This is a genomic window from Leclercia sp. M-A074-M (assembly GCF_965195605.1).
Classification (GTDB): Bacteria; Pseudomonadota; Gammaproteobacteria; order Enterobacterales; family Enterobacteriaceae; genus Enterobacter.
Genome location: NZ_CBDAHM010000008.1, coordinates 40039 through 56871 on the forward strand (window position 1 = coordinate 40039; position 16833 = coordinate 56871).

Here is a 16833-nt window from a genome sequence, read left to right on the forward strand (position 1 = left end):
TGGGAAAAAACAATAAGTTTAGTTCGGGTTTACCGTTATTTAAGCACGGTAAAACCGACTGAAAATGCACAGTGTGTGCAATTAAGTGCGCCTGGGAGAGAGCATGATTGACGATCTGGAGCAAAATTTGCTGTTTCGTTACATGGGCACCCACAGTCCCTGGTGGCGACTGACGGCGGACAGTAACGCGCTCCATCTTGCGGCCAGCGAAAGCGCCGATACCACGCAGGTTGTGGCGCTGAATGACGAGCAGGCCAACAGCATTCGCCAGATGACGGTTATTACCTCCAGTATTACCATGACGCTCTCCCTCTACGGAACCGAGGTGCCAGTGCACCTGGTGGGACGTAAGATCAATAAAAAAGAGTGGACCGGTACCGCCTCCGCCTGGAACGACACCCCTTCCGTCGCCCGCGATCTGGCGCAGGGGTTATCCTTTGCCGAGCAGGTGGTTTCAGAGGCCAACTCGGTCATCGTTATTCTCGACCGGCACGGCAATATTCAACGCTTCAACCGCCTGAGCGAAGAATATACCGGGATGAAAGAGCACGAGGTTATCGGTCAGAACGTCTTTAAACTGTTTATGAGCCGCAGCGAGGCAGCGGCTTCCCGGCGTAATATCAGCGGTTTTTTTCGGGACGGCAGCTCCTATGAAGTGGAACGCTGGATTAAAACCCGCAAAGGGCAGCGTTTGTTTTTATTCCGTAATAAATTCGTGCACAGCGGCAGCGGAAAAAATGAAATATTCCTTATCTGTTCCGGTACGGATATCACTGAAGAACGCCGTGCCCAGGAACGTCTTCGTGTACTTGCCAATACCGACACCATTACCGGCCTGCCAAACCGCAACGCTATCCACGATCTGATCAGCGAAGCGATTGAAACCCGTGGCGATGGCCAGGTGGGCGTGGTCTATCTTGACCTCGATAATTTCAAAAAAGTGAATGATGCCTACGGGCATATGTTTGGCGATCAGCTGCTGCAGGCGGTGGCGCTGGCTATCCTCAGTTGCCTGGAGGACGGGCAGGTTCTTGCGCGTCTGGGTGGCGACGAGTTTATCGTGCTGGCAACCGGTACGTCACAGGGTGCGCTCGAGGCCATGGCTTCGCGGATCCTCACCCGCCTGCGTCAGCCTTTCCGGATTGGTTTAATTGAAGTCTACACCGGCTGTTCGCTGGGGATCTCCCTCGCGCCGCAGCACGGCACCGATCGGGAAAGCGTGATACGCAACGCCGATACGGCCATGTATACCGCGAAAGAGAACGGACGCGGCAAGTTCTGCGTTTTCTCCCCGGAAATGAATCAGCGCGTATTTGAATATCTGTGGCTGGACACCAATCTGCGCAAGGCGCTGGAGAATGATCAGCTGGTGATCCACTACCAGCCCAAAATTACCTGGCGTGGCGAGGTGAGAACCCTCGAAGCGCTGGTGCGTTGGCAGTCTCCGGAGCGCGGACTGATCCCGCCGCTGGAGTTTATCTCCTACGCCGAAGAGTCCGGACTGATCGTTCCATTGGGGCGTTGGGTGATGCTGGATGTGGTTCGTCAGGTTGCCAAATGGCGCGATAAAGGCATCAATTTACGCGTGGCGGTCAACGTTTCGGCCCGCCAGCTGGCAGATCAGACGATTTTCAGCGATCTGAAACAGGCGCTGAAGGATCTCAATTTTGAATATTGCCCCATTGACGTTGAATTGACCGAAAGCTGCCTGATTGAAAACGAAGAGCTGGCGCTGTCGGTGATCCAGCAGTTCAGCCAGCTGGGGGCGCAGATCCACCTTGATGATTTCGGAACCGGTTATTCGTCGCTGTCGCAACTGGCGCGTTTTCCCATCGATGCCATTAAGCTCGACCAGGCATTTGTCCGGGATATCCATAAGCAGTCGGTGTCGCAATCGCTGGTGCGCGCGATCGTTGCAGTCGCTCAGGCGCTGAATTTGCAGGTTATTGCCGAAGGGGTCGAGAGTGCGAAAGAAGACGCCTTTCTGACGAAGAACGGCGTCAATGAACGACAGGGATTTCTGTTTGCTAAACCCATGCCCGCTGTCGCTTTCGAGCGATGGTTTAAACGCTATCAGTCACGCAATGCGCGCTAGCTGGCTTTACGCAGCCCCGATGCCGTGTGGCGGTCCTGCAACAGCACCAGCCGCTGCATATAGGCCACGTCCTTAGGTTGCAGGCAGAATGCGGCGTCTACCCAATCTTCCGTGATGTCCATCAGCTCACTGCGCGGCAGCTGCAATACCCGCTGGCGGGCGCGCAGCATCGCTCTGACGCCATTCATTTTGGGTTGTAACGTGTCTATGAAGGTCCGCGTCGCCACGTAGCCCTGACCGGGTTCGAACAGCACGTCCACCAGCCCCTGCTGCTCATACCATTCCGCAGTGTGCGACTCCCCTTTATAGATCAGCTCTTCTGCCAGTTTCATACCAGAGCGGCGGGCAACCAGCGAGTAGCCTCCCATCCCGGGGAACAGGTTAAAGGCGATTTCAGGAAACCCTAAGCGGGCATCCCGTTGCGCCAGTAAAAAGTGGTGCGCCAGCGCCGCTTCAAAGCCACCGCCAAGGGCACTGCCCTCTACCATCGACAGGGTGATCGCCCCGGTATCAAATCCCCGCGATGCGGCGTGGACACAGTCCACACAGGCGCGGGCATAGGCCCGAAGCGCTTCCCGACGACCGTTCTCAATGCACTCGACAAAGAAGCGTAAATCGCCGCCAGTATTATACATATCGGGCACCAGCGAACCGGTCACCCAGAAATCAACCTCAAACCCGGACTGACGCACCAGCCAGGACAGGTTCATAATCTCCTCTATAAGCGCATGATTGAAGCAGGGACGCGGCTGGGCCCGTAACATCATCCACACGGTACGTCTCTCCTCCTCGTAATAGCCGGCGAGCTGAGTGAATCGTGCAGAATCAGTGAACAGTTTACAGGTTGCCTGATTGATAATTGTCATAGTCTAATTCCTCATAGAAAAAAGCGCCTTGCGCGCAGAGTTAGACTAATCCACTACATAATTCCTACGTATAAAGAAGCATCAAAATATCACTACCATTAATGGGCTTTCGTTAGCTCACTTTTTCCCTTCTCTTTTGCCTTCAATTTCTGCATCATTGAATTTATTCACTTTTCATTTAGGGATGAGATTATGTCTGATATCGATGCACTGAAAGTGGCGCAACGTATTGATACTGTGCTGGATATTCTGGTCGCAGGCGATGTGAACTCTGCTCTTCGTAATCTCGAGATATTAAAATCAGAATTACTGACCCAGGCGGGCGAGCAGAAAAACCCCGAGGCAGTATCGCCTAAATCCCCCTGGGAAGTTTAAGGCTCGATCCATCTCTCGTGTTTATGTCAGTTTTCAACTAACGGCGATGCCGTTTTAATATGGATGCTATGAACTCCCGACAACAAGTAATATTACAGATGGTGATCGATACAGGGCGTGTGAGTGTCGTTGATCTGGCAAAAGCGACCGGCGTGTCAGAAGTCACCATCCGCCAGGATCTCAATCTTCTGGAAAAAATGAGCTACCTCCGTCGCGCGCATGGTTACGCCGTCCCGCTGGACAGCGAAGATGTTGAAACGCGGATGATGAACAACTATGCGCTGAAACGCGAGCTGGCGGAGTTTGCCGCGTCTCTGGTGAATAATGGCGAAACGGTGTTTATCGAGAACGGCAGCTGCAATGCCCTTCTCGCGCGCACGCTGGCCGACCAGAAAGAAGAGGTTACCATCGTGACGGTGAGCAGCTATATAGCGCATCTTCTGAAGGAGACGCGCAGCGAAGTGATTTTGCTCGGCGGCATTTACCAGAAAAAAAGCGAAAGCATGGTTGGCCCGCTTACCCGTCAGTATGTGCAGCAAGTCCATTTCAACAAGGCATTTATCGGCATTGATGGCTGGTTGCCTGATACCGGCTTTACCGGAAGGGACATGATGCGCTCGGATGTGGTAAATGCGGTGCTGGAGAAAGGCGGCGAGACCATTGTGCTCACCGACAGCTCAAAATTCGGTGCGGTTCACCCTTATACCATGGGCCCGGTCTCTCGCTTCAGCCGGGTTATTACCGACGAGGGCATTAAACAGGCGCACATCGCTAATCTGCAGCAAGACGGCTTAACCGTCGATATCGTCAAAAAACCTGCCTGACCCTCCCCTAACGCCCGAATATCGGGCGTCATTTTTCTGCCCCTTCGCTCTGAGACTTTTCTGAACCCCCGTTTAAGACTATTTACCTGTCGGATCAGTAATAAAGACGTAAAATTATTGTTAGCGATATAACAGGAAGTAACTATCACCTGCGTGATCTTGTAACGCCTGCGCAATCAAGTTTCATGGAATAACGCGCTTGAGGGGGATTGATAACCATTTAAGCGAAATGATTTCCGTGGATCAATACTTCAGGAGAATGAATTATGACTTTTAACAGCAAAAAATTATCCGCTGCTATGCTGGCCGTTACGCTGGCATTATCCCTGAGCGCGTGCTCCGGCATGAGCAGACAAGACCGTAATACCGCGATTGGTGCGGGTGCTGGCGCAATCGGTGGTTCCGTCTTAACTGACGGTAGCACGCTGGGTACCCTGGGTGGTGCTGCAGTGGGTGGGATCATCGGTCACCAGGTTAAATAACCTACCGATTGCCACCGCAGTCATTTGATAACGCCCTGCTGTTCTGGCGCTATCTCAAAATAAAAACAATAAGCCACGGTCTGACCGTGGCTTATTTGTTTTGGCGGTACGTTAACCGCCCGCTAATTTCACTTTCATCCCTTTTGCTTCCAGGAGGGATTTAATGAGATCCCGCTTGTCGCCCTGGATCTCAATAACGCCATCTTTAACTGAGCCGCCGCATCCGCATTTTTTCTTCAATTCTGCGGCAATCTGCGTAAGGGTGGCATCGTCGGCGTCAATTCCGGTGATCAGCGATACGCCCTTCCCTTTACGTCCGCTGGTCTGGCGTTGAATACGTACAATGCCATCACCTTTTGGTCGCTCCGCGACCTCTTTTGGCTCATCAATGCGCCCGGTTTCTGTCGAATAGACCAGGCGGCTGTTAGTGTCGCGCATTACGCCCCCTTCTGAAGTGATGCGTTGATAGCTTTCAGGGTTTGTGCCGGATCGGCTGACTGGGTGACCGGTCGACCAATAACCATATAGTCCACGCCCGCCGCCAGCGCCTGTTCCGGGGTCATAATGCGGCGCTGATCGCCGGCATCACTCCCCTGGGGACGGATACCCGGCGTGACAAGCTTGAAATCCTGTCCGATGGCACTTTTGAAGCGAACGGCTTCCTGAGCAGAGCAGACGACGCCATCAAGGCCACAGGAGTGCGTCAGGCGGGCCAGACGTTCGGCATGCTCTGCCGGTGACAACGTCACGCCAAGGTCCAGCAGATCGCTGGCTTCCATGCTGGTCAGCACGGTAACGGCAATCAGCAATGGGGCCTCTTTACCGAAGGGTAACAGCGCTTCGCGAGCGGCGGTCATCATACGCGCCCCGCCGGAGGCGTGAACGTTCACCATCCAGACTCCAAGCTCAGCCGCAGCCGCAACCGCATGGGCCGTGGTGTTGGGAATATCGTGGAATTTCAGATCCAGAAAGACATCGAATCCGCGCTGCTGCATATCCCGAACAATTTGCGGACCAAAAAGCGTGAACATCTCTTTACCGATTTTCAGGCGGCAGTCTTGCGGATCAATTCGATCAACGAACGCCAGGGCATTGTCGCGATTGTTGTAATCCAGAGCGACAACAACAGGAGATTCAGTAACTACGCGGGAGGAAGATGAAGCTACAGACGTCATGACCGGACCTTCTCGTCGATGGGCGCCGCATCGGCGCGGGAATGTTAAACGGCGAGCATTCTACCTGCGCACCACAAAAATTAACAGGTTACATTTTCTTTCCTGCCAGACTACAGCGCGCACGGACCCAGTGTTTCACCTTAATTAGTATGTTGTAACTAAATTAAGCCTTTTTAAAAATTACTGCCCATCGAGGCCGCGAATTGGCTTAATGGTGGACCAGGCGCGGCATGACGGACAGTGCCAGTAGAGGGTATAGGCCGTAAAACCACACTTCTGGCAGCGATAGCGCGGCTTGCTGCGCACCTGTTCGCCTACCATGTCGCGCAGCACCATCAGGCTCTCTTTGGCGCGCCCCTCTTCTGCCTCGTTCAGGTGATAATCCATCAACTTATGGAAGACGCGCATGGTGGGATGGCGCTGCAGCTGGCGGGTAATGTAGACCTGCGCCGTATCACTGCCTTCGTGTTCCTGAACCACATCCGCCAGCATCAGCTCCGCTGTCGCCCCGGTGTTCTCTTCCACGCAACGGCGCAGGAAAGCCACCCACTCTGAGGTCATGCCCAGCTGCTGATAGCAGGTTTGCAACATCTCAAGGGTTTCGCTGACCAGCTCTTTATCCTGATCGATAACCCGGAGCAGGCTCTCCACCGCCTTCTGGTAATCCCCTTTCGCCATATAGACGCGCCCCATCATGATGGAGACGCGCGCGCTGCTGCGATCCGCGGCGGCACCCTTGCGAAGAAGCGCCATGGCTTTGTCCATATCTTCGCTGCCCATCTGTTGCAGGGCGAGTTCACAGTAAAAGTGGCCAATTTCAACGCGCTGTTTATCTTTACCGAGCTTCACCAGACGTTCAGCAACGTCGATCGCTTTCTGCCATTCGCTGGTGGCCTGGTAAATCTGCAGCAACTGCTGCAGGGCGCTGATGCGAAAATCAGTTTCATCCACCAGCTGCTTGAACATCTCTTCGGCGCGATCGTAGAGGCCGGCCGCCATATAGTCACGGCCCAGCTGTTGTACCGCCAGCAAACGCTGCTCATAGGTTAATGATGCGCTCTCCATTAAGGTCTGGTGGATGCGGATGGCGCGGTCGACTTCACCGCGGGAGCGGAACAGATTACCGAGCGTAAGGTGGGCTTCAACGGTACCGGTATCCTCTTTCAACATCTCAAGGAACAGATCGACCGCTTTATCCTGTTGGTTGCTCAGAAGGAAGTTAACCCCGGCGACATAGTCGCGAGAAAGACGGTTCGCCTCATCCTGCTTTGTTTGTTGCGCACTTCTGCGGCCCATATACCAGCCATAGGCTGCGGCTACAGGCAAAAGCAGAAACAACAACTCCAGCATCTTAGATTATTCCTTCGCTACCGGCACACCTGAACTTACCGGAACGTCGGCCGGAGGCGCAATTTGGTTTTCAAGACGTTTAATCTTTCGTTCAGCCCGGGCGAGTGTTACCCGAACTTTAAGCCAGAACAGACCGCAAATCAGCCAGCCGATAACAAACCCGGCAGCAAACAGAACCGCCAGGAGGCTGGATATCCGATATTCGCCTTGCGCCAGCAGATAATTAAACGTTACCTGTTGATCGTTTTGCGCACCCAATGTGACGGAAATGACAAAAATCGCCAACACCAGTAAGAAAATGAGTAAATATTTCACATTACTTCCCGTTATGTGGTTTAAGCGAATAAAGAGTGTTCACCATAGCGTAACCAGCCTTATAAACTACCATTTTCAGGACGGGCGCGAAACGGAAAAAGCGTCGCGCCACGTCCAGATCTGCGGCTTAATATAATAATTTCAACCTTAGTCAGCTTTCTTGCTCTCTGTCGGCAATTTCCCGCTTCTCTTCAGCCGGAGGCGTGAGCGGGCCACAGAATCGCTGAGCAAGCCAGGTCGCACAGGTGATCAACAGCCAGGAAATCAATGTGGCGACCACCAGATCCCGCGGCCAGTGCATGCCAAGCAGCAAGCGGCTTCCCATCACGCCCGTCGCCCAGACCAGCAGTACCACAATAGTCACCGTGCGCCGACGCGGCCACAGCAACCCTATCCCCAGTAACGCCCAGCTTGCCGCGAACATGGTATGCCCGGACGGGAAAGCAAAACCGGTCTCTTTCTGCCAGTGTTTACGTAAAAAAGTGGGAATAGTCTGTTGTTCAGCAAGCTGTTCTTCTACCAGCTCACCGCGCGCTTTACGCTTTAAATTGTAGAAGTCGTTGACCGGGACATGGTGAGTTTTTTCCAGCCAGACCACGAAAGGACGCGGCTCCTGCACCCGATCTTTTACCAGAGATTTAACGCCCTGACCCACCAGAATGACCCCCGCAAGGATGGCAAAGAGCATGATGGCTGCCCGCAGGCGGAAACGCAGGCACCACAAAAACCAGCCGCAGAGTAGCGTATGCGTAATAATTCCCCAGGGCTGGGTGACGGTCTCCGTTATCCAGAACAGCACCTTCAACCATCCGCTATTCGTGCCTGGCTGCCACTGCCAGCCCGATATCCATAAGGCCGCAGGCATAATGAGCAATATCCCCGCGCCAACCGCCGTGCGGCGGGCAATTGAAAGCATGTCGTCTCCTTTTTCCGATAAGCCTCACAATCATAACCGAAAAATCAGAACTGCGTAAAAATGTCGGATTGTGCGTTTAACGTTCGTTAAGCCGGCAGTGATTAGGTGAACCCGTGCAGCTTGTGGCAAAATAAGAACATACCGACAGCCAAACAGGCGACAGACACAAGGCGTGTCAGCATTTTCTGGAGAATCACATGCAGCTTAAACGTGTGGCAGAAGCCAATCTGCCAACCCCCTGGGGCGATTTCCTGATGGTGGGCTTTGAAGAACTGGCAACCGGGCAGGATCATGTCGCGTTAGTCTTCGGCGATACGTCCGGGCAGACGCCGGTTCTGGCTCGCGTTCATTCTGAGTGTCTTACGGGTGATGCCCTGTTTAGCCTGCGCTGCGATTGTGGTTTTCAACTTGAAGCTGCCCTGTCGCGCATCGCCGAAGAGGGCCGGGGCATTCTGCTGTATCACCGTCAGGAGGGCCGCAACATCGGTCTGCTGAATAAGATCCGCGCCTATGCGTTGCAGGATCAAGGCTACGATACGGTTGAAGCTAATCACCAGTTGGGCTTTGCTGCCGATGAACGTGATTTCACCCTGTGCGCGGATATGTTCAAGCTGCTGGGCGTCGATGAAGTGCGTCTGCTGACCAACAACCCGCGGAAGGTGGAGATCCTGACCGAAGCCGGGATCAACATCGTAGAACGTGTGCCGCTGATTGTAGGGCGTAACCCGAAAAACGAACACTATCTGGATACCAAAGCGGCCAAGCTAGGTCATCTGCTTAATAAGTAAAAACAACAGCCCGGCAATTTATGCCGGGCTGATTTTCCTTTAGTTCAGCATATTACGAATGACATAGTGCAAAATGCCGTCGTTCTGGTAGTAGGTGAGCTCCGTCGCGGTATCGATACGACAGCGGCAGTTCACCACCTCGGTTTGCCCATCAGCTCGCGTCAGTTTGACCGGCACGGTGGCACCAGGCGTCAGGTTCTGCAGATCCGCAATGTCAATGCGCTCCTCACCCGTCAGCCCCAGGGTTTTACGCGATACCCCCTCCGGGAACTCCAGAGGTAAAATCCCCATCCCGATCAGGTTTGAACGGTGAATACGCTCAAACGATTCGGCGATAACGACGCGTACACCGAGCAACCTGGGTCCTTTTGCTGCCCAGTCGCGGCTTGATCCGGAGCCGTACTCTTTCCCGGCAATGACCGCCAGCGGGATGCCATCCTGCTGATATTTCATGGCGGCATCATAGATTGAGATCACTTCGGTTCCGGGCAGATAGCGAGTCATTCCGCCTTCCACCCCAGGCACCATCTCGTTGCGGATACGAATATTAGCGAAGGTGCCACGCATCATCACTTCATGGTTGCCGCGACGCGAACCGTAGGAGTTGAAGTCCCGTCGCTCTACGCCACGACTCTGGAGATAACGTCCTGCCGGGCTATCCGCTTTGATACTGCCTGCCGGGGAGATATGGTCGGTGGTCACCGAGTCACCGAGGATGGCCAGCACGCGCGCGCCGTGGATATCTTCCAGCGGTTTGGGTTCTGCCAGCATCTCGTCAAAGAACGGGGAGAGACGGATATAAGTGGAATCCTCCTGCCAGCTATAGGTATCTGAGCGCGCCACTTCAATGGTTTTCCACTCCGGCGTGCCTTCAAACACTTCGGCGTACTCTTTGCGGAACATGTCGGTAGACACTTTTTCAACCGCAAGGGCAATTTCCTGTGCCGATGGCCAGATATCTTTCAGATAAACCGGATCCCCTTTGCGATCGTATCCCAGCGGATCGGTTGCCAGATTGATATTCATGTTGCCCGCCAGCGCATAAGCCACCACCAGCGGCGGAGAGGCCAGCCAGTTGGTTTTAATCAGCGGATGGATACGTCCTTCAAAGTTACGGTTGCCCGAGAGCACCGCCCCTACCGTCAGATCGCCCTGCTTGATTGCTGTCTCGATAGGTTCCGGCAGCGGCCCGGAGTTGCCGATACAGGTGGTACACCCGTAGCCCACCAGGTTAAAGCCCAGCTCATCAAGATACGGCGTCAGGCGGGCCTGCGCCAGATAATCGGAGACCACTTTCGAGCCCGGGGCCAGCGAGGCTTTAACCCATGGCTGGCGTTTCAGGCCGAGAGTAACCGCTTTTTTCGCCAGCAGCCCCGCCGCCATCAGGACGCTGGGGTTCGAGGTGTTGGTGCAGGAGGTGATGGCCGCGATCGCAACCGCGCCGTCCGGGAGCTGGTACTGCTGGCCGTTCATGACGTAATCAATGGGGCGGCGATCCTTCTGTGCGGTGTTGACCTCCAGTTCAGTGCTGGCGGCAAACGCCTTAGGTACATCCGGCAAAGCCACCCGGTCCTGGGGACGTTTCGGCCCGGCGACGCTGGCCTCTACATCGCCCATATCCAGCGCCAGGGTGCTGGTGAACACCGGTTCATCGCCCGGATTACGCCACATCCCCTGTGCTTTGGCGTAGGCTTCCACCAGCGCGACCTGCTCGCTGCTGCGACCGCTAAGGCGCATATACTCCAGCGTCACGCCGTCAATGGGGAAGAAACCGCAGGTAGCGCCATATTCAGGCGCCATATTGGCGATAGTAGCCCGGTCTGCCAGCGGCAGAGAGTCGAGGCCGTCACCATAGAATTCTACAAATTTACCCACCACGCCGTGCTTACGCAGCATCTGGGTGACGGTGAGCACCAGGTCGGTGGCGGTAATGCCCTCGCGCAGCTTGCCGGTCAGCTTAAAGCCGACCACATCCGGGATCAGCATTGAGACCGGCTGGCCGAGCATCGCCGCTTCGGCTTCGATCCCCCCTACCCCCCAGCCCAGCACGCCGAGTCCGTTGATCATGGTGGTGTGGGAGTCCGTGCCGACCAGCGTATCGGGGTAGGCCACCCACTCCTTATCCTGCAGTTCACTCCACACCGCTTTGCCGAGATACTCCAGATTGACCTGGTGGCAGATACCGGTGCCAGGTGGGACGACGCTGAAGCGACTGAACGCCTGCTGGCCCCACTTCAGAAACACATAACGTTCGTGGTTACGCTCCATCTCCAGACGCACGTTCTCTTCAAACGCCTCATCATCGCCAAAATGGTCCACGGTCACCGAGTGGTCAATAACCAGGTCAACCGGGGAGAGCGGGTTCACTTTTGCGGTATCGCCCCCCAGGCGTTTTACCGCTTCACGCATTGCCGCCAGATCAACCACCGCCGGGACGCCGGTGAAATCCTGCATCAGCACCCTGGCCGGACGATAGGCGATCTCCCGGTCGGCGTGGGCGTTCTGCAACCATCCGGCCAGGGCGTGAATATCCTCAGCCGTAACGGAGAGGTCATCCTGCCAGCGCAGGAGGTTTTCCAGTAACACTTTAAGTGACTTGGGTAAGCGCGCAATATCCCCAAGTTCCTTTGCGGCCAGTGGCAGGCTGTAGTAGTGATAGGTTTTATTCTCAGCCTGCAATGTGTCCTTACTGGCTTCGCGTAGGGTTAACGACATAAGCTCCTCCTTAATTACCGGGATTGCGATGCCCTGACTTTTATCAGGGCCGTAATTAAAGATAACACATCGTCACCGTAACGATTTGATAACAACTCAAATGGACAAATTCAGTGCGAAAAGAAGGCATAAAAAAGCCCCGCGGGCGCGAGGCTTTCATCATTCACTGTAGGGTGAGCCAGAGTAGCTGACACCAGAAGAGGATCGAGAGGGAAAAGGCGGCCATCCACGACCAGTATTTAGCTCCGGATATATTATTCATCATTGCGGCACCACGCTTTATTAATTTATTGCTCGCTGAGTTTGTCTCAGTTCGGTATTGCTGATGTGTATTTATTAAAGAGTACAAAAGCGCATCGGATTATTATCGCCCGGGGCTGATAATAAGAATTATTGTTTTTTGTCTTCGTCTTCTGCGAAGAGATCAATGAAAGCTTGTTGTACAGGCGATAGCTTCCAGGATGCCGGGACGTTACCTGTAGATCCATTACGGACTTTGCGACGCGTGTCACGCTGCTGACATACAGGCTTCACTGCTTCACTACGCCCCTGAACCGCCATGCTTAACCCCAGAATTTCCAGATAAGTAAAGCCACCACTACCCAAAACAGGGTGGAGCCGAGAAACACCGCCAGCCAGGCTTTGCGCTTAAGTCCTGGGTCCCTTTGCGGCTCTTGACGTCCTGACGGCATTGCTAACCCCATACAATCGATTTCGCTTATCATTTGAATACCAAACAATTGGTATAAGTAATCGTAGTTGAGATAAATCCTAAAGAAACTTTAGTCGAAGATCCAGCGAATTTACGAATCGTCTGGCATGAAATAGTTAATCTTTTGAGCGGAAATATATAAATGAAACGTGGGATTTGCATAGCTGCAAAATATTTTCTATTTTTGTCACGTTTTTACAACTGACTCATGAAAAAAACGCCATAACGTTATGGTTATTGTGAGAAATGAACGCAGATCGGGGGATTTAATTCGGGTCTTAAGAGAAATAACGGTATCTCTCCCGAAGGAAAGATACCGGAGGTAATTATTTTTCAGGCAGCTTAATATCTTTAAACATCGCTTCGATATCGTCGTTAGAGCGCAGCGCCACCGCCGTATCTACCACGTCACGGGTCAGATGTGGCGCAAATCGTTGAATAAAATCATACATATAGCTACGCAGGAAGGTGCTACGGCGGAAACCAATTTTGGTCGTGCTGTGGCCGAATACGCCCTGGGTATCCAGACGCACTAAATCCGGATCGGCAACAGGATCCACCGCCATGCTGGCAATAACCCCGACGCCAAGACCCAGCCGCACATAGGTTTTGATCACATCGGCATCGGTGGCGGTAAAGACGATCCTCGGCGTAAGCCCCGCGCGATTAAAGGCGGTATCGAGTTCCGAGCGGCCCGTAAAGCCGAAGGTGTATGTTACCAGCGGATACTGCGCCAGCTCTTCAATGGACACCGACGTTTTTGCCGCCAGCGGATGTTCCGGCGTCACCACAATCGAACGGTTCCAGTGATAGCAAGGCAGCATCACCAGATCGTCATACAGGTGCAGCGCTTCGGTGGCGATGGCAAAGTCCGCATTGCCCTTTGAGACCGCTTCGGCAATCTGTGTTGGCGAGCCCTGATGCATATGCAACGACACGCGAGGGTAGCGCTCGATAAAGCCTTTGATTACCCCTGGCAACGCGTAGCGCGCCTGAGTGTGGGTGGTGGCAATATACAACGAGCCTTTATCCGGCCAGGTGTGCTCTCCGGCAACGGATTTAATGGCATCAACCTTCGACAGCACTTCGCGGGCGATGCGGATAATCTCCTGTCCTGCTGGCGTTACCTGGGTAAGATGCTTACCACTGCGGGCGAAAATCTGGATCCCCAGCTCATCTTCAAGCATGCGTACCTGCTTACTGATGCCGGGTTGCGAAGTGTAAAGACCTTCTGCGGTGGAGGAGACGTTAAGGTTGTGGTTGACCACCTCAACGATATAGCGGAGCTGCTGTAGTTTCATGCCAGACCATCCGATTTAGCGCACACGGGCAATCGCTTAAGACGATTTGATAATAAAGAAAGGGTTAACTATAACCACTATATCACTTATATCTTTGCTGTATAGCCCGGAACAAAAAATAATAACCCGGTAATAAAAAAGGGCCGGAATACCGGCCCTTACGAGGTAACTTAGCGTAAATTAAGGCTATTTCTTGCCTTCAACCCATCTGCCGTCAACATAAAATGCTGACCAGCCGGTGGCTTTACCCTCTTTCTCAGCAGCGACATATTGCTGCTTGGTTTTACGGCTAAAACGCACCACGGTCTTATTACCTTCTGCATCCTGCTGCGGTGCATCAGCCAGATAACGCAGTTTTTCTGGCAGGCGATCGCGGAAGCGGTAAAGCTCCTCAACCAGCGGCGCACGCGTTTCACGCGATTTCGGGAAGGTATTCGCCGCCAGGAAGACGCCCGCAGCACCGTCACGCAGTACAAAGTACGCATCGGATTTTTCACACGGCAGCTCCGGCAACGGAACCGGATCTTCCTTCGGCGGTGCCACTTCACCGTTACGCAGGATCTTACGCGTGTTTTTGCAGTCGTCATTGGTGCAGGCCATGTACTTACCAAAACGCCCCATTTTCAGGTGCATTTCAGAACCACACTTCTCGCATTCCACAATCGGACCGTCATAACCCTTGATGCGGAACTCACCCTCTTCAATCTCGTAACCGTCGCAGGTCGGGTTGTTACCGCAGACATGCAGCTTACGTTTCGGGTCGATGAGGTAGCTGTCCATCGCTGTGCCGCACTTATTGCAGCGGCGTTTGGCGCGTAATGCGTTGGTTTCCGCATCGTCGCCTTCCAGCACGTTCAACACTTCGTTTTCCGGCACCAGGTTGATGGTGGTTTTGCAGCGCTCCTTCGGCGACAACGCATAGCCTGAGCAGCCAAGGAAGACACCGGTCGTGGCGGTACGAATCCCCATCTTACGGCCGCAGGTCGGACAGTCGATGCTGGTCAGCACCATCTGGTTCGGCTGCATGCCCCCCTCTTCCGGATCTTTTTCCGCTTTATCCAGCTGCTTGGTGAAGTCGCTGAAGAAGCTATCCAGCACCTTCTTCCACTCGGCTTCATGGTTAGCCACCTGGTCCAGGCTATTTTCCATCTGCGCGGTAAAATCGTAGTTCATCAGCTCGCGGAAGTTATCTTCCAGGCGATCGGTGACGATTTCACCCATTTTCTCCGCATAGAAACGGCGGTTTTCCGTGCGCACATAGCCGCGATCCTGAATGGTCGAGATGATCGACGCATAGGTCGACGGACGACCGATACCACGTTTTTCCAGCTCTTTCACCAGCGAGGCTTCGCTGAAGCGTGCCGGCGGCTTGGTGAAGTGCTGAGCAGGCGTCAGCTCAACCAGGGAAAGTTCATCCCCGGCGTTGACCGCTGGCAGGGTTTTGTCTTCATCGCCCTTACGCAGCGCAGGCATCACTTTGGTCCAGCCATCGAAACGCAGGATACGGCCACGCGCCTTGAGGCGGAAATCGCCCGCACCGACGGTCAGCGTGGTGGAGTCATACTGCGCCGGGGTCATCTGACAGGCAACAAACTGGCGCCAGATCAGCTGATACAGTTTTTGCGCATCGGCTTCCATATCCTTGAGGGATTCCGCCAGCACAGAGACGTCAGAAGGACGAATCGCTTCGTGCGCTTCCTGGGAGTTCTCTTTGCTGTTGTACTGATTGGCGCTTTCCGGCAGGTATTTCTTACCGAAATTGTCGCCAATGTAATCACGCACCATGTTGACGGCGTCCTGGCTCAGGTTGGTAGAGTCAGTACGCATATAGGTGATGTGACCCGCTTCATACAGACGCTGCGCCATCATCATGGTTTTTTTCACGCCATAGCCCAGACGGGTGCTGGCCGCCTGCTGCAATGTGGAGGTGATAAACGGTGCGCCAGGCTTGCTGCTGGTCGGTTTGTCTTCACGATCCAGCACCTGATAGCGCGCTTTTTCCAGCAGCGCTACCGCGGCCATGGTCTGTTCGCGATTTTCAGGACGGAACGGCTTATCGTTCTGGTGCGACACTTCCAGCGGCAGGGTGTCGCCGCCCGGCGTGGTCACGCTGGCGTCAACTTCCCAGAACTCTTCTGGCACGAACGCTTTAATTTCGCGTTCCCGTTCAACCACCAGACGCACGGCAACAGACTGTACGCGGCCTGCGGAGAGTCCACGCGCAATCTTTTTCCACAGCAGTGGAGAAACCATGTAACCCACGACGCGGTCCATAAAGCGGCGCGCCTGCTGAGCGTTGACGCGGTCGATATTCAGCTCACCCGGCTTTTCAAAGGCCTGGCGGATCGCGTTTTTAGTAATTTCGTTAAACACTACGCGGCTGTAGCGTGTGTCATCGCCCCCGATCACTTCCCGCAGGTGCCATGCAATGGCCTCCCCTTCGCGGTCAAGGTCGGTTGCGAGATAGATGTGGTCGGCTTTTTCCGCCAGCTGTTTCAGCTCGGAGACGACTTTCTCTTTACCCGGCAGTACTTCGTACTGTGCCTGCCAGTTATCCCATGGGTTAACTCCCATGCGATTTACGAGCGCGCTACGTTCATCCTTTTTAGGCTTTTTGGCCCCTTTGGTGGAGGTAGAGTCGGCGCTCTTCTTGGCTGAGCCACTGGTCGGCAGATCGCGGATATGACCGACGCTGGACTTAACCACGTAGTCACTACCCAAATACTTATTGATCGTTTTGGCTTTTGCCGGGGACTCAACGATAACGAGAGCTTTACCCATATTCACCTTTACCTAATTTGTTTCTTCCAGGAATACGTCGCGTGAGTTCACCTTCCCCTGGCGACGAGACATTTATATAACGACGCCACGAGTGGATATCAACCCCGTTTGCCGTTCAGTCATAAAATCGACATCACA

The 16833-nt window shown here is 54.0% G+C and carries 16 protein-coding genes; 5 read left to right on the forward strand and 11 right to left on the reverse strand.

Annotated elements, in window-relative coordinates; translation table 11 throughout:
- Positions 1-103: 103 nt before the first annotated feature.
- Positions 104-2095, forward strand: a complete 1992-nt coding sequence (pdeR, locus tag ACOKCT_RS16455; RefSeq protein WP_156654648.1) for a cyclic di-GMP phosphodiesterase — start codon at positions 104-106, stop codon at positions 2093-2095.
- On the opposite strand, the gene ACOKCT_RS16460 is transcribed toward pdeR, so the two are convergent.
- Positions 2092-2961 carry a crotonase/enoyl-CoA hydratase family protein gene (locus ACOKCT_RS16460; protein WP_103179876.1) on the reverse strand — a complete coding sequence of 290 codons (870 nt, stop codon included), beginning with the start codon at positions 2959-2961 and terminating at the stop codon, positions 2092-2094. The genes pdeR and ACOKCT_RS16460 overlap by 4 nt on opposite strands.
- Positions 2962-3153: 192 nt before the next feature.
- On the opposite strand from ACOKCT_RS16460, the gene ACOKCT_RS16465 reads away from it, so the two are divergent.
- From ACOKCT_RS16465 to osmB, 3 genes are all read left to right on the forward strand, one after another.
- Positions 3154-3336 carry a hypothetical protein gene (locus ACOKCT_RS16465; RefSeq protein WP_103179877.1) on the forward strand — a complete coding sequence of 61 codons (183 nt, stop codon included), beginning with the start codon at positions 3154-3156 and terminating at the stop codon, positions 3334-3336.
- 68 nt (positions 3337-3404) lie between these two features.
- Entirely contained in the window at positions 3405-4160 is a 756-nt protein-coding gene (locus ACOKCT_RS16470; protein ID WP_103179878.1) for a DNA-binding transcriptional regulator YciT, read from the forward strand.
- Between the two features lie 266 nt (positions 4161-4426).
- Positions 4427-4642, forward strand: coding sequence for an osmotically-inducible lipoprotein OsmB (gene osmB / locus ACOKCT_RS16475; protein WP_103179879.1), 216 nt, complete (start codon positions 4427-4429; stop codon positions 4640-4642).
- A gap of 111 nt (positions 4643-4753) precedes the next feature.
- On the opposite strand, the gene yciH is transcribed toward osmB, so the two are convergent.
- The 5 genes from yciH to pgpB all read right to left on the reverse strand — a co-directional run bounded on the left by yciH (position 4754) and on the right by pgpB (position 8398).
- Positions 4754-5080, reverse strand: a complete 327-nt coding sequence (gene yciH, locus ACOKCT_RS16480) for a stress response translation initiation inhibitor YciH (protein WP_103179880.1) — start codon at positions 5078-5080, stop codon at positions 4754-4756.
- Positions 5080-5817, reverse strand: coding sequence for an orotidine-5'-phosphate decarboxylase (gene pyrF / locus ACOKCT_RS16485; protein ID WP_103179881.1), 738 nt, complete (start codon positions 5815-5817; stop codon positions 5080-5082). Before pyrF ends, yciH begins: the two co-directional genes overlap by 1 nt.
- Before the next feature lie 180 nt (positions 5818-5997).
- A complete protein-coding gene (gene lapB / locus ACOKCT_RS16490) occupies positions 5998-7167 on the reverse strand; it encodes a lipopolysaccharide assembly protein LapB (protein ID WP_103179882.1) in 1170 nt (389 codons plus the stop codon).
- Between the two features lie 6 nt (positions 7168-7173).
- Positions 7174-7482, reverse strand: coding sequence for a LapA family protein (locus tag ACOKCT_RS16495; protein ID WP_103179883.1), 309 nt, complete (start codon positions 7480-7482; stop codon positions 7174-7176).
- Between the two features lie 151 nt (positions 7483-7633).
- Positions 7634-8398 carry a phosphatidylglycerophosphatase B gene (gene pgpB / locus ACOKCT_RS16500; protein WP_156654651.1) on the reverse strand — a complete coding sequence of 255 codons (765 nt, stop codon included), beginning with the start codon at positions 8396-8398 and terminating at the stop codon, positions 7634-7636.
- 197 nt (positions 8399-8595) lie between these two features.
- On the opposite strand from pgpB, the gene ribA reads away from it, so the two are divergent.
- Positions 8596-9186, forward strand: a complete 591-nt coding sequence (gene ribA, locus ACOKCT_RS16505; protein ID WP_168192025.1) for a GTP cyclohydrolase II — start codon at positions 8596-8598, stop codon at positions 9184-9186.
- 39 nt (positions 9187-9225) lie between these two features.
- Here the strand turns inward: ribA and acnA are convergent, their stop codons facing one another.
- The 5 genes from acnA to topA all read right to left on the reverse strand — a co-directional run bounded on the left by acnA (position 9226) and on the right by topA (position 16695).
- On the reverse strand, positions 9226-11901 hold the full coding sequence (gene acnA / locus ACOKCT_RS16510) for an aconitate hydratase AcnA (protein WP_156654652.1): 2676 nt from the start codon (positions 11899-11901) through the stop codon (positions 9226-9228).
- 163 nt (positions 11902-12064) lie between these two features.
- Positions 12065-12166 carry a small membrane protein YmiC gene (gene ymiC / locus ACOKCT_RS16515; protein WP_231736514.1) on the reverse strand — a complete coding sequence of 34 codons (102 nt, stop codon included), beginning with the start codon at positions 12164-12166 and terminating at the stop codon, positions 12065-12067.
- Positions 12167-12464: 298 nt separating this feature from the next.
- Complete coding sequence (locus ACOKCT_RS16520) at positions 12465-12605, reverse strand: YmiA family putative membrane protein (protein WP_214422604.1); 141 nt, start codon at positions 12603-12605, stop codon at positions 12465-12467.
- 334 nt (positions 12606-12939) lie between these two features.
- Entirely contained in the window at positions 12940-13914 is a 975-nt protein-coding gene (cysB, locus tag ACOKCT_RS16525) for an HTH-type transcriptional regulator CysB (protein ID WP_103179887.1), read from the reverse strand.
- 186 nt (positions 13915-14100) lie between these two features.
- Positions 14101-16695 (reverse strand): type I DNA topoisomerase, encoded by a 2595-nt coding sequence (topA, locus tag ACOKCT_RS16530; RefSeq protein ID WP_159339437.1) that lies wholly within the window; start codon positions 16693-16695, stop codon positions 14101-14103.
- Positions 16696-16833 lie beyond the last annotated feature (138 nt).